Source organism: Paraburkholderia sp. BR10954, from assembly GCF_040965775.1.
GTDB lineage: Bacteria > Pseudomonadota > Gammaproteobacteria > Burkholderiales > Burkholderiaceae > Paraburkholderia > Paraburkholderia youngii.
On the sequence record NZ_JBFRCK010000005.1, the window covers coordinates 119033 to 141323 of the forward strand.

The 22291-nt window shown below is 65.7% G+C and carries 21 protein-coding genes and 1 pseudogene; 11 read left to right on the top strand and 11 right to left on the bottom strand.

Annotated features, from left to right (window positions below; translation table 11 throughout):
- Nucleotides 1-16 precede the first annotated feature (16 nt).
- From otnI to AB4Y34_RS09850, 5 genes are all read right to left on the bottom strand, one after another.
- Nucleotides 17-817, bottom strand: a complete 801-nt coding sequence (gene otnI / locus AB4Y34_RS09830) for a 2-oxo-tetronate isomerase (protein WP_184227330.1) — start codon at nucleotides 815-817, stop codon at nucleotides 17-19.
- Nucleotides 818-878: 61 nt separating this feature from the next.
- Complete coding sequence (locus AB4Y34_RS09835) at nucleotides 879-1541, bottom strand: aldolase (protein ID WP_368622047.1); 663 nt, start codon at nucleotides 1539-1541, stop codon at nucleotides 879-881.
- Nucleotides 1538-2881: a 3-oxo-tetronate kinase gene (gene otnK / locus AB4Y34_RS09840; protein WP_368715903.1), complete on the bottom strand. Its 1344-nt coding sequence runs from the start codon at nucleotides 2879-2881 to the stop codon at nucleotides 1538-1540. Before otnK ends, AB4Y34_RS09835 begins: the two co-directional genes overlap by 4 nt.
- A 15-nt stretch (nucleotides 2882-2896) precedes the next feature.
- Entirely contained in the window at nucleotides 2897-3787 is an 891-nt protein-coding gene (gene ltnD, locus AB4Y34_RS09845; protein ID WP_368715904.1) for an L-threonate dehydrogenase, read from the bottom strand.
- A gap of 72 nt (nucleotides 3788-3859) precedes the next feature.
- Nucleotides 3860-4564, bottom strand: a complete 705-nt coding sequence (locus AB4Y34_RS09850) for a FadR/GntR family transcriptional regulator (protein ID WP_176366655.1) — start codon at nucleotides 4562-4564, stop codon at nucleotides 3860-3862.
- Nucleotides 4565-4821: 257 nt separating this feature from the next.
- On the opposite strand from AB4Y34_RS09850, the gene AB4Y34_RS09855 reads away from it, so the two are divergent.
- Nucleotides 4822-5646 carry an IclR family transcriptional regulator gene (locus tag AB4Y34_RS09855; protein WP_176381052.1) on the top strand — a complete coding sequence of 275 codons (825 nt, stop codon included), beginning with the start codon at nucleotides 4822-4824 and terminating at the stop codon, nucleotides 5644-5646.
- 57 nt (nucleotides 5647-5703) lie between these two features.
- Here AB4Y34_RS09855 and AB4Y34_RS09860 read toward each other — a convergent pair whose 3' ends face one another.
- The gene (locus AB4Y34_RS09860) at nucleotides 5704-6894 is read right to left on the bottom strand and encodes a M20 aminoacylase family protein (RefSeq protein ID WP_368715905.1); all 1191 of its coding nucleotides are present in this window, start codon (nucleotides 6892-6894) and stop codon (nucleotides 5704-5706) included.
- A gap of 111 nt (nucleotides 6895-7005) precedes the next feature.
- Here AB4Y34_RS09860 and AB4Y34_RS09865 point away from each other — a divergent pair, with 111 nt between their 5' ends.
- A complete protein-coding gene (locus tag AB4Y34_RS09865) occupies nucleotides 7006-7914 on the top strand; it encodes a LysR family transcriptional regulator (RefSeq protein WP_176381054.1) in 909 nt (302 codons plus the stop codon).
- 15 nt (nucleotides 7915-7929) lie between these two features.
- Here AB4Y34_RS09865 and phnN read toward each other — a convergent pair whose 3' ends face one another.
- Genes phnN through phnF form a run of 3 tightly spaced genes read right to left on the bottom strand, consistent with a single transcriptional unit; the run spans nucleotide 7930 to nucleotide 9997 of the window.
- A complete protein-coding gene (gene phnN, locus AB4Y34_RS09870; RefSeq protein WP_368715906.1) occupies nucleotides 7930-8481 on the bottom strand; it encodes a phosphonate metabolism protein/1,5-bisphosphokinase (PRPP-forming) PhnN in 552 nt (183 codons plus the stop codon).
- Nucleotides 8478-9242 (bottom strand): DUF1045 domain-containing protein, encoded by a 765-nt coding sequence (locus tag AB4Y34_RS09875; RefSeq protein WP_368715907.1) that lies wholly within the window; start codon nucleotides 9240-9242, stop codon nucleotides 8478-8480. The genes phnN and AB4Y34_RS09875 overlap by 4 nt, the downstream gene beginning before the upstream one ends.
- On the bottom strand, nucleotides 9239-9997 hold the full coding sequence (gene phnF, locus AB4Y34_RS09880; RefSeq protein ID WP_176124661.1) for a phosphonate metabolism transcriptional regulator PhnF: 759 nt from the start codon (nucleotides 9995-9997) through the stop codon (nucleotides 9239-9241). The genes AB4Y34_RS09875 and phnF overlap by 4 nt, the downstream gene beginning before the upstream one ends.
- A gap of 180 nt (nucleotides 9998-10177) precedes the next feature.
- On the opposite strand from phnF, the gene phnG reads away from it, so the two are divergent.
- Genes phnG through AB4Y34_RS09915 form a run of 7 tightly spaced genes read left to right on the top strand, consistent with a single transcriptional unit; the run spans nucleotide 10178 to nucleotide 16055 of the window.
- Complete coding sequence (phnG, locus tag AB4Y34_RS09885; RefSeq protein ID WP_368715908.1) at nucleotides 10178-10684, top strand: phosphonate C-P lyase system protein PhnG; 507 nt, start codon at nucleotides 10178-10180, stop codon at nucleotides 10682-10684.
- Nucleotides 10684-11295 (top strand): phosphonate C-P lyase system protein PhnH, encoded by a 612-nt coding sequence (phnH, locus tag AB4Y34_RS09890; protein WP_368715909.1) that lies wholly within the window; start codon nucleotides 10684-10686, stop codon nucleotides 11293-11295. Before phnG ends, phnH begins: the two co-directional genes overlap by 1 nt.
- Nucleotides 11295-12431, top strand: coding sequence for a carbon-phosphorus lyase complex subunit PhnI (locus AB4Y34_RS09895; RefSeq protein ID WP_368715910.1), 1137 nt, complete (start codon nucleotides 11295-11297; stop codon nucleotides 12429-12431). The genes phnH and AB4Y34_RS09895 overlap by 1 nt, the downstream gene beginning before the upstream one ends.
- Nucleotides 12428-13333: an alpha-D-ribose 1-methylphosphonate 5-phosphate C-P-lyase PhnJ gene (locus tag AB4Y34_RS09900; RefSeq protein WP_176381060.1), complete on the top strand. Its 906-nt coding sequence runs from the start codon at nucleotides 12428-12430 to the stop codon at nucleotides 13331-13333. Before AB4Y34_RS09895 ends, AB4Y34_RS09900 begins: the two co-directional genes overlap by 4 nt.
- A complete protein-coding gene (phnK, locus tag AB4Y34_RS09905; RefSeq protein ID WP_176366647.1) occupies nucleotides 13330-14100 on the top strand; it encodes a phosphonate C-P lyase system protein PhnK in 771 nt (256 codons plus the stop codon). The genes AB4Y34_RS09900 and phnK overlap by 4 nt, the downstream gene beginning before the upstream one ends.
- Before the next feature lie 8 nt (nucleotides 14101-14108).
- Nucleotides 14109-14885 carry a phosphonate C-P lyase system protein PhnL gene (gene phnL / locus AB4Y34_RS09910; protein WP_176381061.1) on the top strand — a complete coding sequence of 259 codons (777 nt, stop codon included), beginning with the start codon at nucleotides 14109-14111 and terminating at the stop codon, nucleotides 14883-14885.
- 36 nt (nucleotides 14886-14921) lie between these two features.
- Nucleotides 14922-16055: an alpha-D-ribose 1-methylphosphonate 5-triphosphate diphosphatase gene (locus AB4Y34_RS09915; RefSeq protein WP_176124648.1), complete on the top strand. Its 1134-nt coding sequence runs from the start codon at nucleotides 14922-14924 to the stop codon at nucleotides 16053-16055.
- A 63-nt stretch (nucleotides 16056-16118) separates the two neighbouring features.
- Here AB4Y34_RS09915 and AB4Y34_RS09920 read toward each other — a convergent pair whose 3' ends face one another.
- Both AB4Y34_RS09920 and AB4Y34_RS09925 read right to left on the bottom strand, forming a co-directional pair.
- On the bottom strand, nucleotides 16119-17957 hold the full coding sequence (locus AB4Y34_RS09920) for a diguanylate cyclase (protein WP_368715911.1): 1839 nt from the start codon (nucleotides 17955-17957) through the stop codon (nucleotides 16119-16121).
- Nucleotides 17957-19002, bottom strand: a pseudogene (locus AB4Y34_RS09925) (extracellular solute-binding protein). Before AB4Y34_RS09925 ends, AB4Y34_RS09920 begins: the two are co-directional and overlap by 1 nt.
- A gap of 838 nt (nucleotides 19003-19840) precedes the next feature.
- Here AB4Y34_RS09925 and AB4Y34_RS09930 point away from each other — a divergent pair.
- Both AB4Y34_RS09930 and AB4Y34_RS09935 read left to right on the top strand, forming a co-directional pair.
- On the top strand, nucleotides 19841-20623 hold the full coding sequence (locus AB4Y34_RS09930; protein ID WP_176381064.1) for an ABC transporter substrate-binding protein: 783 nt from the start codon (nucleotides 19841-19843) through the stop codon (nucleotides 20621-20623).
- Between the two features lie 266 nt (nucleotides 20624-20889).
- The gene (locus tag AB4Y34_RS09935; RefSeq protein ID WP_368715912.1) at nucleotides 20890-22005 is read left to right on the top strand and encodes a succinylglutamate desuccinylase/aspartoacylase family protein; all 1116 of its coding nucleotides are present in this window, start codon (nucleotides 20890-20892) and stop codon (nucleotides 22003-22005) included.
- Nucleotides 22006-22291 lie beyond the last annotated feature (286 nt).

Consider the following 22291-nt stretch of genomic DNA (forward strand, 5'->3'; position numbering starts at 1 on the left):
TGGTTGTCGGAGAGAGTCAGCGCCGGGCGTCGAGATAAGGCTTCAGCCAGCCAAGCCCCGCCGAGGTTCCCGCGCGCGGCCGGTATTCGCAGCCGATGTAGCCGTCGTAGCCGAGCGCATCGATCAGATCGAACAGGTACGGGTAGTTCAGCTCGCCGATGTCGGGCTCGTGCCGCTCGGGCACACCCGCAACCTGGATGTGACCGATGCCGGCCATATCGCGCTTGAGCTTCATCGCGAGATCGCCCTCGACGATCTGGCAGTGATAGCAATCGAACTGCACCTTCAGATTCGGCGCGCCGACTTCGGCGCAGATCGCTTGCGCGTCGTCCTGTCGATTGAGGAAATAGCCGGGCATGTCGCGCGTATTGATCGGCTCGATGACGACGGTGATCTGTTCCGCTTGCGCGGCCCGCGCCGCATAGGCGAGGTTGTTCAGATACACGTCGCGTTGTGTTTTGCGCTGCGTTTCGCCCGCCTGATCGCCGGCGATCAGCCCCGCCATCACATGCAGCTTGCGATTGCCGAGCACGCGCGCGTACTCGAGTGCCGTATCGATGCTGCGGCGGAACTCGTCCTCGCGCCCCGGCAGCGACGCAAGACCGCGCTCGCCGCCGCTCCAGTCGCCCGGAGGCGCATTGAACAGCGCCTGCGTAAGGCCGTGCGCGTCGAGCCGCGACTTCAGCTCGCCCGCGCGGAATTCGTAGGGAAACAGGTATTCGACCGCGTTGAAACCGTCGCGCGCGGCGGCGGCGAAGCGATCGAGGAACGCGTGCTCGTTGTACATCATCGACAGATTGGCGGCGAAGCGAGGCATGGCGACAGCTCCTTCAAGACAGTGCGATACGGTGCGTGGCGTACATCGGCAATGCGCGCTGCTACCAGCGCGCGCCGAACGCGGCACGGAGTTCTTCGATCGCGGCGGCGTCGAGCGGCGCGGGCCGCGGATTCGTCATCAGCCACAAGCGCGCGGTTTCCTCGAGTTCTTCGAGCGCATACGACGCGTGCGCGACCGAGCGCTCCCACACCACCGGCCCCAGACGTTCGAGCAGCACCGCCCGCACGCGGTCGGCCAGCGCGGCGATCCGCGCGGCCACTTGCGGATCGCCCGGGCGTTGATAGCGAATCAGCGGTACGTGGCCCACTTTCATCACGTAGTACGGCGTGATCGGCGGCAACACGTCCGCTTCGCTCCATACGCCCGCGAGCGTCAATGCGACCAGATGCGTCGAATGGGTATGGACGATGCCGCGCGCCTCGCCGTTGCGCGCATAGATACCGCGATGCAGCGCGAGCGTCTTCGACGGCTTGCCGCCCGACATCGCGTGGCCGTTTGCGTCGACCTTCGCGATATCGGCGGGATCGAGGCGGCCGAGACAGGCGTCGGTCGGTGTGATCAGCCAGCCATCGTCGAGCCGCGCGCTGATGTTGCCGGCGCTGCCGACCGTATAGCCGCGCTGATACAGACTCGCGCCGACCGCGCAGATTTCCTCGCGCACGCGCGCTTCGGCGGAGACCTGAAGTGCCGGTGCGCCGCTCATTGCGCGGCTCCGTCGAGATGACGCAGCGCCTTGTCGAAGAAGTCCGTAGCGCCGAAATTGCCGGACTTCAGCGCGAGTGCGAGCGGTTCCACTTCGGTCGTCGCGGTGGCCGGCACGCCCGGATCGATCTGCGCGCCGATGCGCAGCATGCGCACGTCGAGCGCTTGGACGACCGCGCCCGAGGTCTCCCCGCCCGCGACGACGAACTTGCGCACGCCGCGCTCGCGCAGGCCGCGCGCGATCGCTGCCAACGTCTTCTCGACCAGATGCCCGGCTTCGTTGACGCCGAGTTCGCGCTGCACCGCCTGCACTTCGTCGGGCGACGCGGTCGCATAGATCAGCACCGGCTGGGCGTGCACGAAGCGCTGTTGCGCGAACTCGAGCGCTTCGGCGACGACGTCCTCGCCGCGCGCCGCCGCGAGCGGATCGATGCGGAACGCGGGCCGCGTGGCGCACCAGGCAGCGACCTGCGCGTTGGTCGCTTTCGACGCACTGCCCGCGAGCACCGCCGACAAACCTTCCACGCGCGGCAATTGCGCGGCATGGATTTGCTCGCCGAGCAGACCCGCGCGCCGGAAGTTGGCCGGCAAGCCGAGCGCGACGCCGGAGCCGCCGGTGATCAGCGCGAGGTCCGCGCAGGCCGCGCCGAGCGTGTGCAGATCGGCGTCGGACACCGCATCGGCAATCGCGATGCTCACGCCGTCGGCGCGCAGCGCTTCGAATGCGGCGCGCACGGCCGTGTCGCCTTGCGCGACCCGGTCGTAACGCACGAGCCCGACCTTCGACTGCGTTTGCCGCTGCAGCACGCGCACGAGATTCGCGTCGCGCATCGGCGTCAGCGGATGGTTCTCCATGCCCGACTCATCGAGCAGCGCATCGCCGACGAACAGATGGCCGCGGAAAATCGTGCGGCCGTTCTCGGGAAACGCGGGACACGCGATCGTGAACGATGCTCGCTCGGCGAACTCGGCGGACAGCGCGTTCAGCAACGCATCGGTCACCGGGCCGATGTTGCCCGCATCGGTCGAATCGAAGGTCGAGCAGTACTTGAAGAAGAATTGCCGGCAGCCTTGCGCGCGCAGCCAGGCGAGCGCGGCCAGCGATTGCGCGACCGCGTCGGCGGCGGGGATCGTGCGCGACTTCAGCGCGACGACGAGCGCATCGGCGTCCAGCGCAGCGGCGCCCGGCGCATCGGCGCCCGGCGCTTCGTTGGAGGTGGGCACGCCGATCGTCTGCACCGTGCGCATGCCGCCGCGCACGAGCATGTTGGCGAGATCGGTGGCGCCGGTGAAGTCGTCGGCGATGCAGCCGAGCAGCGCGGGTTTCGTTCGAGCCGTCATGAGCACTGTCCTCGCTTATCGCTTTGCCGGCAATTCGATGCCGGGAAAAATCTTCACGACCGCCGAGTCGTCCTCTCCGCCGTGGCCCGCCGTCGACGCCATCATGAACATCTGATGCGCGGCCGCCGACAGCGGCAACGGAAACTTCGTGCGACGCGCGGTATCGAGCACGAGGCCCAGATCCTTCACGAAGATATCGACCGCCGACAGCGGGGTGTAGTCGCCCGCGAGAATATGCGGCACGCGGTTCTCGAACATCCACGAATTGCCCGCGCTGTGCGTTATCACGTCGTACAGCGCGTCCGGATCGACGCCTTCGCGCAGGCCGAGCGCCATTGCCTCGGCGGCCACCGCGATATGCACGCCGGCCAGCAGCTGGTTGATGATCTTCACCTTCGAGCCCGCGCCATGCGCGGCGCCGAGCCGATACACGTTGCCGGCGATCGCGGCGAGCACGTCCTCGCATGCGGCGTAAGCGGCTGCGGGACCGGACGTCATCATCGTCATCTGGCCCGACGCGGCGCGCGCCGCGCCGCCCGACACCGGCGCGTCGAGCATCTGCAGACCAGCCGCCTCGACGCGCTTGCCGAGATCGCTGGCGAATTCCGGCGCGACCGTGGCACTCGCGATCACGACGCCGCCTGGTTTCATCGCCGTGAGCGCGCCGTGCTCACCGAACAGCACGGCCTCGGTTTGCGCGGCATTGACGACCAGCGTAATCACGACCTCGCACTGCGCGCCGAGCTCCACGGGCGCCGCACAGCCGACGCCGCCTTCAGCGACGAACGCCTGCAACACGTCGCGCCGCAAGTCGCACGCGTGGACCTTGAAGCCCGCGCGCAATAGCGAACGCGCGACGCCAAGCCCCATCGCTCCCAGACCGATGACACCGACATTTCTCGACATGCGTGACCTCTATGGATTGGTGCTGCATTGGTGCGTTCGCGCGCAGCGGGATCGCCGCGCGCCTTCCGCGCGTCAGGCGATGCCCGCCTCGGCAAGCCGCCGCGCCGCGTTGTACAGATGCGTCTGCGCGGCATTGCGCGCCGCCATCGGATCGCCGGCGCGAATCGCGGCAGCGATCGCCGCGTGCTCCTCGCGCACCTGCCGCGAGAAGTCCTCGCGCAGCGCCTCGTTGCGGCGCGTGACGACCGTGCCCGCTTCGAGATACTGATTGAGGAACGTCAGCGTCTTCAGGAAATACGGATTGCCCGTCGCAGCCGCGATCGCGCGATGAAACGCGACGTCTTCGGCGACGCCGTCTTCGCCATTGGCGACCGCGCGCTCGATCTGAGCGAGCGCGGCGTCGATCGCGGCCATGTCGGCATCGCTGCGACGCATCGCGGCTTCGGACGCGACCTCCGCCTCGATCGCGCGGCGCAGCGCGAGGATCTGCACGACCGAGCCCGGCTCGACGGCTTCCGCGTAGTCGATCCGCAGCGGGCGGATCGTGCCGTGCCCGGCGACGAACACGCCACTGCCCTGGCGCGGTTCGACCACCCCCTCGTTCTTTAGCCGCGACAACGCCTCGCGAATCACCGTGCGGCTCACGCCGAACTGTTCCGCGAGCACGGCTTCGGTCGGCAGCTTGGCGCCGCGCGCAAAAGTGCCCTTGTCGATCTGCTTCAGCAGTTGCTGCGCGACGGTGTCGCTCAAAGCGCGCGAGGGAATCTTGTCGAACATGGCGGATGGGTGGGGTTGGGTCGGGTCGGGTGCCGCGAACTGGACAGGTTATCGGGTCATAATACAAATTTTGAGACGCGAATCGCATCCACGCAAACCCTGGATTTTTTGCGCAAAATCGGCGCTATTTGGCGAAATAGAAGGCTTAAGCTATCGTCTCGCCTTTGCGCCGCAACGCAAAACGCGGGCGCCGCATCGAAACGAAGGCGCGTCGCTTGCCTTGCGCGCGCACTCTTTTGCAACCACGATCAAGGTCCATGAGCAAAGCCCTGCCGCCGTCTTCCGTCGCGCCCGCCAACGTCGAACCGGCCCGGGAGAAACCGGGCGACTCGTACGTGCAGTCGTTCGCGCGCGGCCTCGCGGTCATCCGCGCATTCGACGCGACGCGCCCCGAACAGACGCTCACCGACGTCGCCGCGGCGACCGGCCTCACGCGCGCCGGCGCGCGCCGGATTCTGCTGACGCTGCAAACGCTGGGCTACGTGGAAGCCGAGGGACGCCTGTTTCGTCTGACGCCGAAGATTCTCGACCTCGGCTTCGCGTACCTGACCTCGATGCCGTTCTGGAACCTCGCCGAACCGGTGATGGAAAGCCTGTCGGCGCAGGTGCACGAAAGCTGCTCGGCAGCGGTGCTCGATCGCACCGAGATCGTCTACGTGCTGCGCGTGCCGACTCACAAGATCATGACGATCAATCTGTCGATCGGCAGCCGCCTGCCCGCGTACTGCACGTCGATGGGCCGCGTGCTGCTCGCCTCGCTCGACGAGGAAACGCTCGACGCGACGCTGAACTCGTCGCCGCTCTACGCGCACACGCCGCGCACCGTCACCGACAAGGAAGAACTGAAGAAGGTGATCGAGCAGGTGCGTCGCCAGGGGTGGGCGATCGTCGATCAGGAACTCGAAGGCGGTTTGATTTCGCTGTCCGCGCCGATTCGCAATCGCCAGGGCCGTGTGATCGCCGCGATGAACATCAGCGGCAACGCGCAGCGCAATTCGGCGAAACAGATGGTGAAGGCGTTTCTGGAACCGCTGCAGCAAGCCGCGCAGACGGTCTCCGAGATGGTCGCGCGGCGCGGCTGACGCACGCGGCTATCGGGTAGCGAGTTTGCTGCGCGCTACCGCATTGACTCTTATCGCTCACTGCGCGAGATAGCGCTCCACCAGCCGCGCCCAGAACGCCGCGCCGATCGGCAGACTGCGGTCGTTGAAGTCGTAATGCGGGTTGTGCACCATGCAACCATCCTCGCCGACGCCGTTGCCGATGCGCAGAAACGTGCCCGGCCGCTTCTGCAGCATGAACGCGAAGTCCTCGCTGCCCATCAGGATGTCGGTCTGCTCGACTACCTTGTCGTCGCCGACCAGCTCGCGCGCGACCTGCGCCGCGAACTCCGTTTCGGCGTCCGTATTGATGACGACCGGATAACCTTCGATGTACTCGACGTGCGCCTTGCCGCCATAGCTCGCCGCCTGCGACTCGGCCAGCTCGGTGATGCGCTTCTTCAGCAACTCACGCACCTCAGGGCTGAATGAGCGCACGCTCAGTTCGAGCCGCGCGCTGCTCGAAATCACGTTGTTCGCGGTGCCCGCGTGCATCGAGCCCACCGTCACCACGGCCGGCTGCGACGGATCGACGTTGCGCGCGACGATCGTCTGCAGCGCCATCACGATGCTCGCGGCGACCACGACCGGATCGACGGTCAGATGCGGACGCGCCGCATGGCCGCCGACGCCTTCGATCGTGATGGTCGCCTTGTCCCCCGCCGACATGAACGGCCCCTTGCGGAACAGCAGCGTGCCCGGCTCCGCGCCAGGATGATTGTGCAGGCCGAACACGGCGTCGCACGGGAAGCGCTCGAACAGGCCGTCGTTGATCATCTTCAAGGCGCCGCTGTCGATGCCGCTTTCCTCGGCCGGCTGGAAGTACAGATGCACGGTGCCCGAGAAATTACGCGTGGCCGCGAGACGTTGCGCAGCGCCGAGCAGGATCGTCGTGTGACCATCGTGGCCGCACGCGTGCATCTTGCCGTGGGTCCCGCTCGCGTACGGCAGGCCGGTCTGTTCGATGATCGGCAGCGCGTCCATGTCCGCGCGAATGCCGATGCTGCGCTTGCCGTCGCCTACCTTCATTGTGCCGACCACGCCGGTCTTGCCGACCCCGCGTGTGACCTGCCAGCCCCACTGTTCGAGTTTTTCCGCGACGAGCGCGGCGGTCCGCACTTCCTCGTACGCGAGTTCAGGATGGTGATGAATGTGATGGCGAATCTCGCGCAGGCTCGCGGCGGCGGGTTCCAGATCGGATACTTCGGTCAAACGCGGGGTCTGGTTCATCGTTTGCATGGCTCCAGTGAGTAGCCTCGCACTATATCCATGCCGTTTCGTTCGAATAAGATGCTATTTTTTTCACTCTGATTAACAGCTCTTATATACGGGGTTACCCTGATGAAACTGCAGCAGTTGCAGGCCTTCGTCGCCGCTGCGCATCACCGCAGCCTGCGCGCCGCCGCGCGTGAGCTCGGCGTCACGCAGCCGGCCGTCACGCATACGATTCGCGAGCTGGAAAGCGCGCTCAATGCGGAGCTGATGGTGCGCAGCGTGCGCGGCATCGAGCTGACCGCGTGCGGGCTCGCGCTGTTGCCGCGCGCCGAGCAGTTGCTGGGCGACATGCGCCGCACCGTCGAGGCCGTCGAGCAGGTGAAAGGAGAACTCGCCGGCAAGGTCGGCGTCGGCACGATGCCATCGCTCGCGTTGACGGTGCTGCCGCATGCGGTGTCGAGCTTTCGCGAGAAGATGCCGCTCGTGAGTCTGCATCTGGAGGAAGTGACGGTGCCCGATGCGCTCGCGCGTCTGCGCAACGGCACACTCGATCTCGCGGCGATCCATCACGTTCAGGCATTAGATAACGATCTGGTGCAGGTGCCGCTGTACTCGACGCAGTTCGTCGTCACGATGCGCGCCGGGCATCCGCTCGCGAACGTCACGCGTCTGTCCGAGCTGCTCGACGCCGAGTGGATCGTCACGGTCGGCGCCGATCACTTCCCGCACAGCGTGATGATGGCGATGTTCAGCGCGCATGGCCTGCCGCTGCCGAAGCGGCTGCTGCGCGCGCCGTCGTCGTTTGCGGTGACGCTCGGGCTCGTATCGCAGACCGACGTGATCAGCTGCTTCACGCGGCCGCTCGCGCAGCGGGTCGCGCCGCTCGGCATTCGCGTCGCGCAGATCGAAGACGCGCTGCCGAACTACGATCTGAGCATCATCTCGCGACGCGATCTGCTGCCGACGCCGGCCGTACAGCAATTCGTCGCGTGTTTGCGGCAGGTCACGCGGGAGCGGATGGGGGCCGTGCAATAAGGCCGCGTGACTGCGTTACGCGCTCACCTGCTCCTTGAGCACCGTGATCAACGCGTGCCCCGCTTCTTCGAGCGTGCCGGAGTTGTCGATCGTCGTGCAGCGCACGCCGGCCGGCAACGCAAACGGCGCACGCCGCGCGAGCCGCGCCGCGACCTGCTCCGACGATTCGCGCGCCCGCGCGCCGAGCCGCGCTTCCAAAATATGCGGCGCGGCGCTCACGTGCACCACTTCCGCGCGTGGATAGCGCGCGAGCGCATGCTGCAGGTACTGCCGCGAGCCATTGACGACCACCGTGCAGCCACGCGCGAGCCACGCATCGAGTTCGATGCCGATGCCATAGCGCAGCGAATGGCTCGACCATTCGAGCGCGAACAGGCCCAGCACCGAGCGCGCGGCGAACTCCTCGACGCTCAGTGCGACATGCACTTCCCCATTGCCACTCGGCCGCGTGATGTAACGATGCGCGAACACGACCGGCTCGCCGGCGAGCCGCGTGCGCGCGAATTGCAGCAGCGAATCCTTGCCCGCGCCAGACGGCCCCATCACATAGACCAAACGCCCGTTCATTGGCTGCTCAGCTCGTCTTGCTGCTCGTCCTTGCGATCGCCGTGTCTCGCGCCGTCGCTGAACGGCAGTGGCTGCCACAGCACGAACGGCTCGCCCGGCGCCGGCTCGACGAACAACGCGGCCTGATCGACCGCGAGCGGCCCCAGCGCGGGCGTGCGCTCACGCCACCATGCGAGCAGCGTCGCGCGCTCGTCGGTATCGGCGAGCGAACTGGACAGCGTCATATGAAAACGGAACTCGTCGAACACGTACGGATAGCCCCATTGCAGCAGCAACGCACGTTGGCGTTCGGTGAGCGGTGCGGCGAGCCGGCGCTCGAGATCGGCCGCAGACGGCCGCGCGCGCAGCCCGTCTAGCGACTCCAGCGCGTTCGACGCAAGCTCGCGAATGCGCGTCTCGCCATTTGCATCGGCCGGTCGCAATGCGACGAAGTCGCCCAACGTGGCCGCTTCCACCGGCAACGCGAACGGCTGCCGCCCTAGCGCCCACGCCCGCGCAGCCGCAAGCACGTCGTGCTGCGTGACACCGGCGCCGAGCCGGAACGGGGCGACCAGCGTGCCATGCCAGCCATAGCGGCGCGGCGAGTCGGTCAACGCGGCGAGCGGCCGCGTCAGGCCAGGCGGCTGCGGTTGCGCGCAGCGCTCGCCGCTTTGCGCATCGCGGCCGAGCCACGTCGAGCCGGCCTGCCACCACGCCGATTCACACGACGGCGCGTAGTACAGCGCAAAGCGCGCTTCGGCACTCCATGCGGGGCCGCTCACAGGTCATGCTCCACGAGCAGTTGCACACGGTCGGCCGCGAAATGCGTGAAGCCGTATTTGACCGGCGTGCCGTGCAAATCGACGTCGACGTTCTCGACCCACAGCACCGGCTGCTGACGGTTGATGTTGAGCCGCCGCGCGACCTCCGGCTCGGGCAGCACGCTGCCGATGCGGCTCCACTTGCGCAGATAATCGTCCACGCCGAATTCGGCCAGCGCCTTCGTCGTGCCGCCGAGGCGTTGCACGACCTCCGGCAGCTCCGGAAAACGCGCGGCCGGATACCAGCTGCGCGCGAACGTAAGCGGCACGCCGTCGGACTCGTTCAGCGATTCGATCCGATAGACCGCCGCGCCCGCGCGCAGACCCAACGCCTTCGCGACGCTCGGCTCGGCTTTCACGCGCGCGCCCGACAGCATCGTGCCGCCGGGCGAGTGATGTTGTTGACGCAGGTTCTCGGTGAAACGCGTACGGCGGCCGATCGAATAGTCGATCGCGCCGGGCTGCACGAACGTGCCGCGCCCCTGCTCGACGCTGACGAGGCCGAGCGCTGCGAGGCCGAGCATCGCGCGACGCACCGTGTGACGGTTGACGTCGAAGCGCTTCGCCAGCTCACCCTCGCTCGGCAACCGCCCTTCTTCCCCAAACCCGCTTGCCGCGATCTCGGCGGCGAGAATCTGTTCGATCTGTCTCCAGACGGCCACGCCCGCGCCGCGTTCGAGCATCGTGGCCGGCGCCGCGCTGTCGTTCGATGTCATGGTGCTGTCATTCCCTTCGGTTCAAATGATCGCCATGACGTGCATTGTAGTGCGCAAGCCGTGATGGAAATATGAAACGTCCGCCGCGCATCACAGTCCAGACAACTACGCCTGTAAACGTCTAGACGTTTAGATGAATAGATGCTCCAATGTCCACTCGCTGGATCAACAGGAAATCCGATGAGCCCGAGTTCCGTTCCGCCCTCTGCGCCGTTGCCCGCCGTGTCTTCGGCGGCGCGGCGCGCCTGGATGGCCGTGCTGGCCCGCACGCCGCGCGCCGACCTCGAAGCCTCGCTGCAGCGCGCGTTGCAAGATCAACCTATCCCCGCCTATGACTGGCTGCGCCCCCCTGAAATCGGCCTCGCGATGGTGCGCGGGCGCATCGGCGGCAGCGGCGATCCTTTCAATCTCGGCGAAGCAACGGTCACGCGCGCCACGCTGCGTCTGCATGCCAGCGGCGACGCCGAGGCCACCGTCGGCGTCGCCTGTCATCTGGGACGTGACCGCCGTCGCGCCGAACTTGCGGCGCTCGCCGACGCTTTGCTACAGATGCCCGAGCATCACGACAGCCTGCATCGTCAATTGATCGAGCCGTTCGCCGCCCAACAGACGGCACGGCGCGCACAACAGCAGCAGGACGCCGCGGCGACGCGCGTCGAATTCTTCACGATGGTGCGAGGCGACTGATGGAACATTCACCGATTGCGTTGTCCACGCTGACGCCGGGTTTCGCGGACCCGGTCCACGCTACCCAGGCCGTGTTTCGCACGCTGCTCGACGCGTTGTCGCGCCCCGGCACGATCGGCGTGATTCGTGACGTGCTGCCCGAGTTGCGCAACACGCCGGTCGAACCCGCCGCCTTCGCTGCGCTGCTGACGCTCTGCGACTACGCGACACCGGTCTGGCTCGCGCAGCCTGATACCGCGCTCGCGTCGGCGCTGCGTTTTCACACCGGCGCGCCGCTCGTCGATGCGCCCGGCGACGCCGCATTCGTCTATCTGCACGACGCCGACGCGTTGCCGTCGCTCGAAAGCTTCGCACCCGGCAGCGCCGAGTCGCCCGAGCAATCGGCCACGCTGCTGATCCGCGTCGACGCGCTGATTGGCGGCGCACCGGTCACGCTTAGCGGCCCCGGCATTCTGGAGACCCAAACGATTTCGCCGGTTGGTCTTCCCCCACGGTTCTGGCAAGAGCGCGCGATGCTCGCGCCGCTGTTTCCGTGCGGCATCGACTGTTATCTGCTTTGCGGCCCGCGCGTGATCGGCCTGCCGCGCACAACTGAAGCGAAGGTGAACTGATGTACGTTGCCGTCAAAGGTGGAGAACGCGCGATCGAAGCGTCGTGGCGCCTGCTCGACAAAGCGCGCCGCGGCGATACGCAGATCGCCGAACTGAGCGTCGCGCAGATTCGCGAGCAGTTGCGGCTCGCGGTCGCGCGCGTGATGACCGAAGGCTCGGTCTACGACGAGGAGCTTGCCGCGCTCGCAATCAAGCAGGCGGCCGGCGATCTGGTCGAAGCGATCTTCCTGCTGCGCGCATATCGCACCACGTTGCCGCGCTTCGGCTATACGCGCGCCATCGATACCGAATCGATGCGGGTCGAGCGGCGTATCTCGGCGACCTTCAAGGACTTGCCCGGTGGCCAGTTGCTCGGCGCGACCTACGACTACACGCAGCGCCTGCTCGATTTCGCGTTGCTCGCCGATGGCGACGACGCGCGGCAGCACGTGACGCAAGGCGATGCGCCGGTTTCGCAAGAACCGCCCGCGCCGGAAGCGATGCCGCGTGTCGTGTCGCTACTCGACAAGGAAGGCCTGATCGAACAGGAGCGCCCGACACCGGATGGCGCGGAACCCGGCGATCTGTCGCGCGAACCGCTCGCGTTTCCAGCGAGCCGCGCGACGCGTCTGCAGAACCTCGCGCGCGGCGACGAAGGCTTTCTGCTCGCAATGGGCTATGCGACACAACGCGGCTACGCGCACTCGCATCCGTTCGCGGGCGAGATCCGTTTCGGCACGATCGCGGTCGAAATGGACCTCGACGAACTCGGCGAAGCGGTCGACATCGGCGATATCGACATCACCGAATGCCAGATGATCAACCAGTTCGCGGGCAGCAGCGCGGTGCCGCCCACCTTCACGCAGGGCTACGGTCTCGCGTTCGGCCACTCGGAGCGCAAGGCGATGGCGATGGCGCTGGTCGATCGCGCGCTGCGCGCCGAAGAACTCGGCGAGACGCTCTCGTCGCCGACGCAGGACATCGAATTCATGCTGTCGCATAGCGATAACGTCGAGGCGTCGGGCTTCGTGCAGCACCTGAAGCTGCCGCATTACGTCGACTTCCAGGCGGAGCTGGAACTGGTGCGGCGCTTGCGCGCGCAGCATCACGGCAACGATGAATCAGGCCACGCCACCGACAAGGAGCAAGCAGCATGAACGCGCCCGACACCGCTGTTGCAAGCACCTCGTACGACAGCGCCGCGCACGGCTACAACTTCGCGTATCTCGACGAGCAGACCAAACGCATGCTGCGCCGCGCGTTGCTGAAGGCAGTCGCCGTGCCGGGCTACCAGGTGCCGTTTGCATCACGAGAAATGCCTCTGCCGTATGGCTGGGGCACCGGCGGCATCCAGGTTACCGCCGCGATCATCGGCAAGACGGACACGCTGAAGGTCATCGATCAGGGTTCCGACGAAACCACCAACGCCGTCAACATTCGCCGCTTCTTCGCGCGGACCACGGGTGTGGCGACCACCCGGCACACGAGCGAGGCGACGATCATCCAGACGCGGCACCGGATTCCCGAAACGCCGCTAACCGAGCAGCAGATCCTCGTCTATCAGGTGCCGATGCCCGAGCCGCTGTTCCGGCTCGAACCGCGCGTCGCCGAATGCAAGAAGCTGCATGCACTCGCCGATTACGGGCTGATCAGCGTGAAGCTGTACGAGGACATCGTGCATCACGGCAGCATCGCGACCACGTACGACTACCCGGTGATCGTCAATCATCGCTATCTGACGTCGCCTTCGCCGATCCCGAAGTTCGACAATCCGAAGATGCATATGAACGCCGCGCTGCAACTGTTCGGCGCGGGCCGCGAGCGCCGCATTCACGCGATCCCGCCTTATACGCCGGTGCGCAGCCTCGACTTCGACGATCATCCGTTCGAGGTGCAGAAGTGGCAGCACGCGTGCGCGTTGTGCGGATCGAAGGAAAGCTTTCTCGACGAGATGATCGTCGACGACGCCGGCACGCGCATGTTCGTGTGCTCGGATAGCGACTACTGTCACGAGCGGCGCGGCGACGGAGAGATCACGCGCGAAGGAGAATCCGCATGACGCCGCTTCTGAGCGCCCGCGCGCTGACCAAACAATACGGCGGCCGCAACGGTTGCCGCAACGTGAGCTTCGATCTGTATCCGGGCGAGGTACTGTGCATCGTCGGTGAATCGGGTTCGGGCAAGACCACGCTGCTCAATACGCTGGCGCTGAAGGCCGAGGCCGATAGCGGCTCGCTGCACTACGCCGCGTCGCACGGCGACCTGCTCGATCTGCGCGCGCTGTCGGAGCCGCGCCGCCGTCTGCTGATGCGCACCGAATGGGGCTTCGTGCAGCAGAATCCGCGCGACGGCCTGCGCAGCGGCGTCTCGGCCGGCGCCAACATCGGCGAGCCATTGATGGCTGTCGGCGCGCGACACTACGGCGAGATTCGCCGCACGGCCACGCAATGGATGGAGCGCGTCGAACTCGACCCAGCGCGCATCGACGAATTCCCCGCCGCCTTTTCGGGCGGTATGCAGCAACGTCTGCAGATTGCGCGCAATCTCGTCACCGGTCCGCGTCTGGTGTTCATGGACGAACCGACCGCCGGTCTCGACGTGTCCGTGCAGGCGCGCCTGCTCGATTTGCTGCGCACGCTGACCTCGACGCTGCATCTGTCGGTGCTGATCGTCACGCACGATATCGGCGTCGCGCGTCTGCTCGCACATAGGCTGATGGTGATGCAGGCAGGCGAAGTCGTCGAAGCGGGTCTAACCGATCAGGTGCTCGACGATCCGCAGCACCCTTATACGCAAACGCTGGTTTCCTCGGTTCTGCCTGTTTGAGGCTCACAATGCGATCCACTGAGGTAGTAATTGACGCAGGCAGCGCGGCACGTCACGGCGAGCGCGCTTTCGCCGACAACGCGGCGCTGATGCTGCGCGCCACCGGCATCGGCAAGACTTTCACGCTGCACGGCCAGGGCGGTGTGCGAATCGACGCGCTCGCGAACGTATCGCTCGAAGTCGAGTGCGGTGAATGCGTGGTGCTGGTCGGGCCGTCGGGCGCGGGCAAAAGCACATTGCTGCGCTGTCTGTACGGCAACTATCTGGCGAGCACCGGCTCGATCGCGATTCGCGACACCAGCGATCAGGGCAGGCCCGTCACGATCACCGGTGCCGAACCGCGTGACGTGCTGCGTCTGCGCCGTAGCGTGGTCGGCTATGTGAGCCAGTTTTTGCGCGTGATTCCGCGCGTGCCGACGCTCGCGCTCGTCGCCGAGCCGCTCATGCTGCACGGCGTCGCAGAACCCGAAGCAAACGCGCGCGCCGCTGAATTGCTCGCGCGGCTCAACGTGCCGGAACGTCTGTGGTCGCTCGCGCCCGCGACGTTTTCGGGTGGCGAGCAGCAGCGCGTGAACATCGCGCGAGGTTTGATTGCCGAACATCCGCTGTTGCTGCTCGACGAACCGACCGCTTCGCTCGATGCCGAAAACCGCGACGTTGTGGCCGATCTGATCGTCGAGGCGCGCGAGCGCGGCGCGGCGATCGTTGGTATCTTTCACGACGAAGAGACTCGCAACAAGGTCGCGACGCGCCGCCTGGAACTGCGGCCGCCGCTGCGGCATTAAATTGACACCAGTCCCGACTGACTACGGAGCAAGTCGATGTTGATCAGCAACGCTCGCATCGTGACGCGAGACGAAGAATTCATTGGCACCGTGCGCGTGGAAGACGGCGTGATTCGCGACGTCGAACGCGGCGCGAGTTCGGCGCGCAACGCCGAAGACTGGGACGGCGATTATCTGCTGCCCGGTCTGATCGAACTGCATACGGACAATCTCGAGAAGCACCTCGTGCCGCGTCCCGGCGTCGAATGGAATACCGACGCGGCTTTCGTGATCCACGACGCGCAGGTCGCCGCGGCCGGCATCACGACGGTGTTCGACGCGCTCGCGATCGGCTCGCGCTCGAGCGTTGGGCTGCGTAACCGCCACGTGCAAACGCAATGCGCCGAATCGCTGCTGCGGCTGTCCACGCGTCGGCTGCTGCGCGCCGAGCACTTTCTGCATCTGCGCTGCGAGATTGCGACCGCCGACGTGCTCGAAGTATTCGATTCGCTGTGCGCGCATCCGCTGTTGCGGCTCGCGTCGGTGATGGACCATACGCCGGGACAGCGCCAATGGCACGATCGCGAGCAATGGCGCCGCTTCCAGGAGCGCAACGGCAAGATGAGCGACGAGCGTGTCGCGAGCACGCTCGCCGAACTCGCGGTCGAACAGGAGCGTTACGCGGATGAGCATCGCCGCGAGATCGTCGCGCGGTGCCGGCGGCTCGGCATTCCGGTCGCGAGCCACGACGACACGCTGATCGAGCACGTCGAACAGGCGAAGGCCGAGGGCATCGTGCTGGCCGAATTCCCGACCACGCGCATCGCCGCGCAAGCCGCGCGCGAGCACGGCATCGCAACGATCATGGGCGCGCCGAACATCGTGCGCGGCGGCTCGCATTCGGGCAACGTGTCGGCGCTCGAACTCGCGCGCGCGGATCTGCTCGATATTCTGTCGTCGGATTACGTGCCGTCGAGCTTGCTGACCGCGGTGTTCGATCTGGTCGAAAAAGCGGGCTGGTCGCTGCCGCGCGCGATGGCAACGGTCTCGGCCGAACCGGCGCGCACCGCCGGTCTCACGGACCGCGGCGCGATCGAGCCGGGCTTGCGCGCGGATCTCGTGCGCGTGACGATGCTCGACAAGCTGCCAGTGCCGCGCGCGACTTATCGCGGCGGGGTGCGGATCGTTTGAGTGGCGAACTGAAGGCGCGTCTGCGTCTCAGGTCGACAGCTCAACGGCGCGGACAACACCGCGTCACGCGGTAGGCTCCTCCTCGCACCCCTCGGTCGCATCGCGCGCGGCGTGCGCCTGGGCGAGCTGCGCGTGGGCAAGCCGCGCCTGCTCGGCCTGTTCGTGGAGCCGCATGGCGAGCAGATCCTGATAGCGCAGATACGCGCAGCGGCCACCCGATTTCGCCGCATACATCGCCGCATCGGCGTTCAGCAGCAGTTCCTCGGCATTGCCGCTGTCGTGCGGAAACTCGCTGATGCCGATGCTCGCGCCGACCGTCATGCTGTTGCCGTCGACGCTCAGCGTTTCGTTCAGCGCATCCATGATGCGCTCGGCGATTTCGGGCGTGACCTCGGCCGCGCGCTGCCCTTCGATCAGCACGATGAATTCGTCGCCGCCGAGCCGCGCGACCACGTCCCCGGCGCACAGCACCTCCTTCAGACGGCGCGCGACCGCGACCAGCACCTTGTCGCCAACGGAGTGACCGAACTGATCGTTGATCTGCTTGAAGCGGTCGAGATCGACGAACAGCACCGCGAGGCCTTCGCGGCGGAAGCTTGCCTCCTCGATCGCGTTCTCGAGCTTCTGCATGAACAGCATGCGGTTCGGCAAGCCGGTCAGCACGTCGTGCGAGGCCAGATGCACGAGCTCGCTCTGCTTGCTGTGCAGCGCATCCATCTGCGCGCGGATTTCGCGGCGCAAACGCTCGAAGCAGCGCGCGAGCACGCCGATTTCGTCGGTGCGTTTGAGCGGCAAGGTGTGCATCGCGTGCTCGGCGAACAGATGCGTCGCCGCATGCGCGAGCTGATGAAGCGGCTTGGTCAGCGCTCGCGCGAACAGAATTGCCAGCAGTACCGACAAAGCGCTGAACACCAGCACCATGCGAATGATCCGCGTGCCGAGCTGATTTGCGCCGCTCAACACGTCCTCGAGCGGCTTCGCGAGACCGAGCACGATGAAGCGATTGCCTTCCGAATCGCCGAACGGCCGCCGCACGAACGCGAGCACCCGCCCGTGCGCCTCATAGGGCCGCGCGAGACCGTTGACGAGCACTTCGCTGCGCCGCTGCTCGAACAGCTGCTTCGTGACCGGGAAGCTGTCCTGCATCAGCACGCGCCGGCCGCGGTCGAAACCGAAGGTCTTCGACGCGTCGGGATGAACCAGGAAATCGCCCCACTCGTTCGCCAGATAGACCTGGTAGTCGCTCGGCAGATCGCTCTGCAAACGCCGCAGCATGCCGGCCAGATCGACGTCGATCACGACGACGCCGACCACCGTGCCGCGCGCATCCGCGATCGGCGTGCCGAGACGCAGCGTCGGCCTGCCTTGCGCCGCATGCGTGCCGTATTCGTGATTGATCGAAATCGGCGAGGTGTAGATGCGTCCGGGTGAAAACGCGAGCGTTTCGAATACGTAGGGAAACTGAGCTTTTTCCTGCAGATCGTCACCCTGTACACGCACGAGGCCGTCGCTGTCGCGATCGAAACGGATCAGCTCGAGCCCGTGATGCTGCCGCGTGATCAGCCGCACCTGCAGATACTCCGGGTGGTGCAGCATGAAGCTCGAATACACCTGCGCGAGCCGCTCGCGGCCGAGGTTCGGGCCGATGCCGTCGTCGGTCTGCGTGACGCTCACCGATGACGGCATCGTCGCCAGCACCAGCGCGTCTGCGGCGACGTCGTCGATCGATACGGCGATGCGCTGGCCGAGCAGCTCCGTCGAAGTCTGCAGGCTGCGCTCCGCTTCGTTGACCAGCATCGTGCGATTCGCGCGATACGCGTAATAGCCGGTCGCGCCCGACGCCAGCACGCCGATGCACGCGAGCAGCACGGATAGCTTGAAGGTCAGGCCGCGATGCAGCATCAGAAGCGCTCCGAACGGTCGCCCGACACGATGCGCGTCCACAATTGCTCGCGGCGGTCGATATCCTCGACCGGACCGATCCAGACGATGTGCGCGTTGGGGTTGCCTTCGGCCGGCTCGGTCAGCGTATTCGCGAGCCCCTGGCGCTGCGTCAGCAGCGCGCTCACGCTCGGCTCGAGCATGTAGTTGATCCACGCGAGCGCGAGCGGCTGGTCGCTCGCCGCGCGCGTCATCGACCAGCAGTCGAGCCACGCGAGCGCGCCTTCGTCCGGAATCACATAGCCGACGTCGGCGCCCGCGCGCCGCAGCAACTGCACCTGCTGCGTGCCGTAATTGCCGAACATCAGTGCGACCTTGTGCTGGATGAAGAACGCGGTCGCCTCCTCGGGCAGAGCGTGTAGTAGGTCAGCAGATTGCGGCGCAGCTCGACGAGCTTGTGCGCGATCGTGCGCATCTGCGCGGGGTCGAGTTGAAACGGATGCGGATAGCCGAGCGCGAGCGCGGTGAACGAGAAGTTGTGCTGCGCGCTATTGAAGTCGAGCACCTTGCCACGATAGCGCGGGTTCCACAGTTCGAGCATCGAATGCGGCGCCACCGGAATCTGCTTGCGATCGTAGATGAGGCCCATCGACGAATAGGTGAACGGAATCGCGTAGACCTTGCCCGCCGACGTCAGGCCGCCGATCGAGCCGAGCGCCTGGAAACGCGGCAACTGCTTCTTCGTATTGGGCAGACTCGCGAGATCGAGCGGCGCAAGCAGATTAGCCTGCGCATAACGGCGAATTTCGGCGGTGTTGGCGGCGAATACGTCGAAAGGCGGCTCGCCCTTGCTATGCATCTGCGCCCACAGCGCCTCGTCGGAATCGACCAGCGTAACCTCGACCTTCGCGCCATAGCGCGCTTCGAACGCCTTGACGACGTCCGGGTCCGCGTAGCCGGGCCATGCGAGTACGTGCAGCACCTTGTCGGCAGCCGCGGCTGGCGTTGCCACGGCGAAACTCGCGCACAGCAGTGCGCCGGTCAGAACGCGCAACGCGCGGGGCAAAACGTCGCACCGAAATCCCGATACGCCAATCGCTATAAATCCCGATGTAATTCTCGACAAAAAGCCGATAAAAAAATGGCGCTGCAATAATGCCGCGCGAACCCGCGCGCCGACGCTCGCGATTTGTCGCTTGAAAGTCTGTTTACAACAGCCTGTTTGATCCGCCATGAACGACATCGTGCGCATGAATAAACACCGTTGAGCAGAAAGGTCTTTTGATCTAGCGCAAATGCGCGGCATTTGAATCTTGACGGCTGTCCGACGATTTGCTTCGGTGCGATCCGCGCCTGCGCGGGCGGTCGGCGTCCTACGCATGGAGCATCGATGATAGCGCCAAAAGCCGTGGTTTTCGCACAGGTTCGAAACGGCTGCGCAAAAATATCGGCGCTGGTAATACCGTGTAAGCCAATGGTCTCGAGGCCGCTGTTAAATAACGGCAAATTCGGCCACGAGCTTTAACGATATCCACGTTTCAAACCCGCGTTTCGAACCGCTTTTCGGCGAATTCGCAAAGAATGCCGCCGTATATTCCGGTCGATCACGCTCGCCGGCTCACCGTATTACCCCTCGTGCATTACACCCGTGTTACGCAAACACCACCGACAGTGTACGATCCGGTCACATCGGCTTGGGCGCACGCGTCGCTCTAGAGGGCCTCCTCCTGCGCCATCCGGTGTTTTACTAGCTTCCCAATATTTTTGAACTGATAAGCTTGGCGCGCGTTGCAGGCCACCCCGGCTTGCATCCTGACCAGAAGCCCGTTTGCGAGTCGCGCCGGGCGTCCCGAGGCGGCACAACCGTCGAGGGCGAAATTGAACTACACCGAGGAGTAAAAATAGTGAAAAAACTGCTAGCGGCTTTGACGGTTGCCTTGATTGCCACCGTCTCCATTGGCGCACACGCTAAAGATTGGTCGACGATCCGTTTTGGCGTTGATGCCAGCTATCCCCCGTTCGAGTCGAAAGGCGCAGACGGCAAGCTCGTTGGCTTCGATATCGACCTCGGCAACGAAATCTGCAAGCGCGTCGGCGCGAAGTGCGTGTGGGTGGAAAACGACTTCGACGGCATGATCCCGGCACTGAAGGCGAAGAAGTTCGACGGCGTGCTGTCGTCGATGTCGATGACGCCGCAACGCGCCGAACAGATCGCCTTCTCGTCGAAGCTGTTCAACACACCGACGCGCCTCGTCGCGAAGCAGGGCTCGGGCATCCTGCCGACCGCTGAATCGCTGAAGGGCAAGACGGTGGGCGTCGAACAGGGCACGATCCAGGAAACCTACGCGAAGACGTACTGGGAACCGGCGGGCGCGAAAGTCGTGCCGTATCAGAACCAGGACCAGGTCTACGCCGACCTGATCTCGGGCCGTCTGGACGCAGCGCTGCAGGACGCGGTGCAGGCTGACCAGGGCTTCCTGAAGACGCCGCGCGGCAAGGGCTTCGCGTTCGTCGGCCAGGACCTCAACGATCCGAAGATCCTCGGTAGCGGCGCCGGCATCGGCATGCGCAAGGAAGACACCGATCTGAAGGCGAAGGTCGACAAGGCGATCGCCGACATGATCAAGGACGGCACCTACAAGAAGATCGAGAAGAAGTACTTCGACTTCGACGTGTACGGCAGCTAAATCGCCGACGCGCGCCGCACGGCGCGCCGGCAGCTTGTCCGAAACGGGCTCCGCGATGCGGAGCCCGTTTTGTTTTGCGGCTCCACATCCAGCCACATGAAGCCACACCGTGGGGCATATCGGCTAAGATCGTGCAACGCGCGGTCGCCGGGAGACAGGTGGCCGCAGTCCGCGCACGCGGACCTCGCGCGCAGCCGGCGCGCACCTTTCCCCTTGCAATCTACAACCTAGCGCGGCCGCTACGAACGGGCCGCGAAGTGAATACCATGCAAACCCAGACCCATCCGCTGATTGCCCCGTCGCTTGGCACCGCCCGTGAACTGACGAGTTTCCACTACGGTCCCGGTGGCGGACAGAAAATCTATATCCAGTCGTCGCTGCACGCGGACGAACTGCCCGGCATGCTGGTGTCGTGGTCGCTGCGCCGCAAGCTGGCCGCGCTCGAGGCCGCGGACAAGCTGCGCGGCGAAGTCGTGGTGGTGCCGGTGCCGAATCCGATCGGCCTGAACCAGCATCTGCTCGGCCAAATGCTCGGGCGCTTCGAAACCGGCAGCGCGCAGAACTTCAACCGCAACTTCTACGACCTCGCGGAACTCGTGCTGCCGACCATCGAGTCGCGTCTGACCGGCGACATAGATGAGAACCGCGCCGCCATTCGCGCGGCGATGCGCGAAGCGCTCAACGCGCAGAAGCCGACCACCGAACTCGGCTCGCAACGCCTCGCGCTGCAAAAACTCTCGTACGACGCCGACGTCGTGCTCGACCTGCATTGCGACTGGGAAGCCGCGATGCACCTGTATACCAATCCGGACTTGTGGCCCGAAGTCGAACCGCTAGCGCGCTACATCGATGCGAAGGCGTCGCTGCTCGCGCTGAACTCGGTCGGCAATCCGTTCGACGAGATCCACAGCTTCTGCTGGTCGGATCTGCGCGGCCGTTTCGGCGAGCGCTTCCCGATCCCGAACGGCGGCATCTCGGTCACGATCGAACTGCGCGGCCAGCGCGACGTGTCATACGAGTACGCGGAAAAAGACGCGCAGGCGATCATCGAGTATCTGACCCTGCGCGGCGTGGTGGACGGCGAACCGGCGCCGCTGCCGCCGCTCGAATTCGCGGCGACGCCGCTCGCGGGCGCCGAGCCGCTCGTCGCGCCGATCAGCGGCGTGCTCGTGTATCGCTGCGAGGTCGGCACGTGGGTGGACGTGGGCCAGGAAATCGCCGACATCGTCGATCCGTTGACGGACCACGTCGTCACGATCAAGAACACCGTGGCCGGCCTGCTGTACGCGCGGCATCTGGCGCGTTTCGCGACGGCCGGCCTCGAGTTCGCGCGCATCGCCGGCGCGACGCCGTTCCGCAGCGGCTCGTTGCTGAGCAACTGACGCCAACGCCGCTGCGACTGGCGATGCCGTCGCAACCGGCCATGTAACTGAATTTTCATGCTGCAGCCGAAGTAACCGATCGCCCGCCGCCTGGCGGGCGATCCGCTGCCACACGCCCCGCTTCGCTCCAGGGTCGATCGACCCCGCCCCGCCACCGACACACCCGCCCCTGTGCCCACGCAAAGTGTCGCGCCGACACGACACCGTGGAAAAAATTTTTTCCTGTCACATACCTTACTCAGCGTTCCCTTAAATTGCCGGCCATCGCGCGACGTTGCCGCAGAGC

What these genes read in the sequence shown, in the direction of transcription:
- otnI (WP_184227330.1), bottom strand. Translation starts at nt 817, where the DNA reads ATGCCTCGCTTCGCCGCCAATCTGTCGATGATGTACAACGAGCACGCG.
- AB4Y34_RS09835 (WP_368622047.1), bottom strand. Translation starts at nt 1,541, where the DNA reads ATGAGCGGCGCACCGGCACTTCAGGTCTCCGCCGAAGCGCGCGTGCGC.
- otnK (WP_368715903.1), bottom strand. Translation starts at nt 2,881, where the DNA reads ATGACGGCTCGAACGAAACCCGCGCTGCTCGGCTGCATCGCCGACGAC.
- ltnD (WP_368715904.1), bottom strand. Translation starts at nt 3,787, where the DNA reads ATGTCGAGAAATGTCGGTGTCATCGGTCTGGGAGCGATGGGGCTTGGC.
- AB4Y34_RS09850 (WP_176366655.1), bottom strand. Translation starts at nt 4,564, where the DNA reads ATGTTCGACAAGATTCCCTCGCGCGCTTTGAGCGACACCGTCGCGCAG.
- AB4Y34_RS09855 (WP_176381052.1), top strand. Translation starts at nt 4,822, where the DNA reads ATGAGCAAAGCCCTGCCGCCGTCTTCCGTCGCGCCCGCCAACGTCGAA.
- AB4Y34_RS09860 (WP_368715905.1), bottom strand. Translation starts at nt 6,894, where the DNA reads ATGAACCAGACCCCGCGTTTGACCGAAGTATCCGATCTGGAACCCGCC.
- AB4Y34_RS09865 (WP_176381054.1), top strand. Translation starts at nt 7,006, where the DNA reads ATGAAACTGCAGCAGTTGCAGGCCTTCGTCGCCGCTGCGCATCACCGC.
- phnN (WP_368715906.1), bottom strand. Translation starts at nt 8,481, where the DNA reads ATGAACGGGCGTTTGGTCTATGTGATGGGGCCGTCTGGCGCGGGCAAG.
- phnF (WP_176124661.1), bottom strand. Translation starts at nt 9,997, where the DNA reads ATGACATCGAACGACAGCGCGGCGCCGGCCACGATGCTCGAACGCGGC.
- phnG (WP_368715908.1), top strand. Translation starts at nt 10,178, where the DNA reads ATGAGCCCGAGTTCCGTTCCGCCCTCTGCGCCGTTGCCCGCCGTGTCT.
- phnH (WP_368715909.1), top strand. Translation starts at nt 10,684, where the DNA reads ATGGAACATTCACCGATTGCGTTGTCCACGCTGACGCCGGGTTTCGCG.
- AB4Y34_RS09895 (WP_368715910.1), top strand. Translation starts at nt 11,295, where the DNA reads ATGTACGTTGCCGTCAAAGGTGGAGAACGCGCGATCGAAGCGTCGTGG.
- AB4Y34_RS09900 (WP_176381060.1), top strand. Translation starts at nt 12,428, where the DNA reads ATGAACGCGCCCGACACCGCTGTTGCAAGCACCTCGTACGACAGCGCC.
- phnK (WP_176366647.1), top strand. Translation starts at nt 13,330, where the DNA reads ATGACGCCGCTTCTGAGCGCCCGCGCGCTGACCAAACAATACGGCGGC.
- phnL (WP_176381061.1), top strand. Translation starts at nt 14,109, where the DNA reads ATGCGATCCACTGAGGTAGTAATTGACGCAGGCAGCGCGGCACGTCAC.
- AB4Y34_RS09915 (WP_176124648.1), top strand. Translation starts at nt 14,922, where the DNA reads ATGTTGATCAGCAACGCTCGCATCGTGACGCGAGACGAAGAATTCATT.
- AB4Y34_RS09920 (WP_368715911.1), bottom strand. Translation starts at nt 17,957, where the DNA reads ATGCTGCATCGCGGCCTGACCTTCAAGCTATCCGTGCTGCTCGCGTGC.
- AB4Y34_RS09935 (WP_368715912.1), top strand. Translation starts at nt 20,890, where the DNA reads ATGCAAACCCAGACCCATCCGCTGATTGCCCCGTCGCTTGGCACCGCC.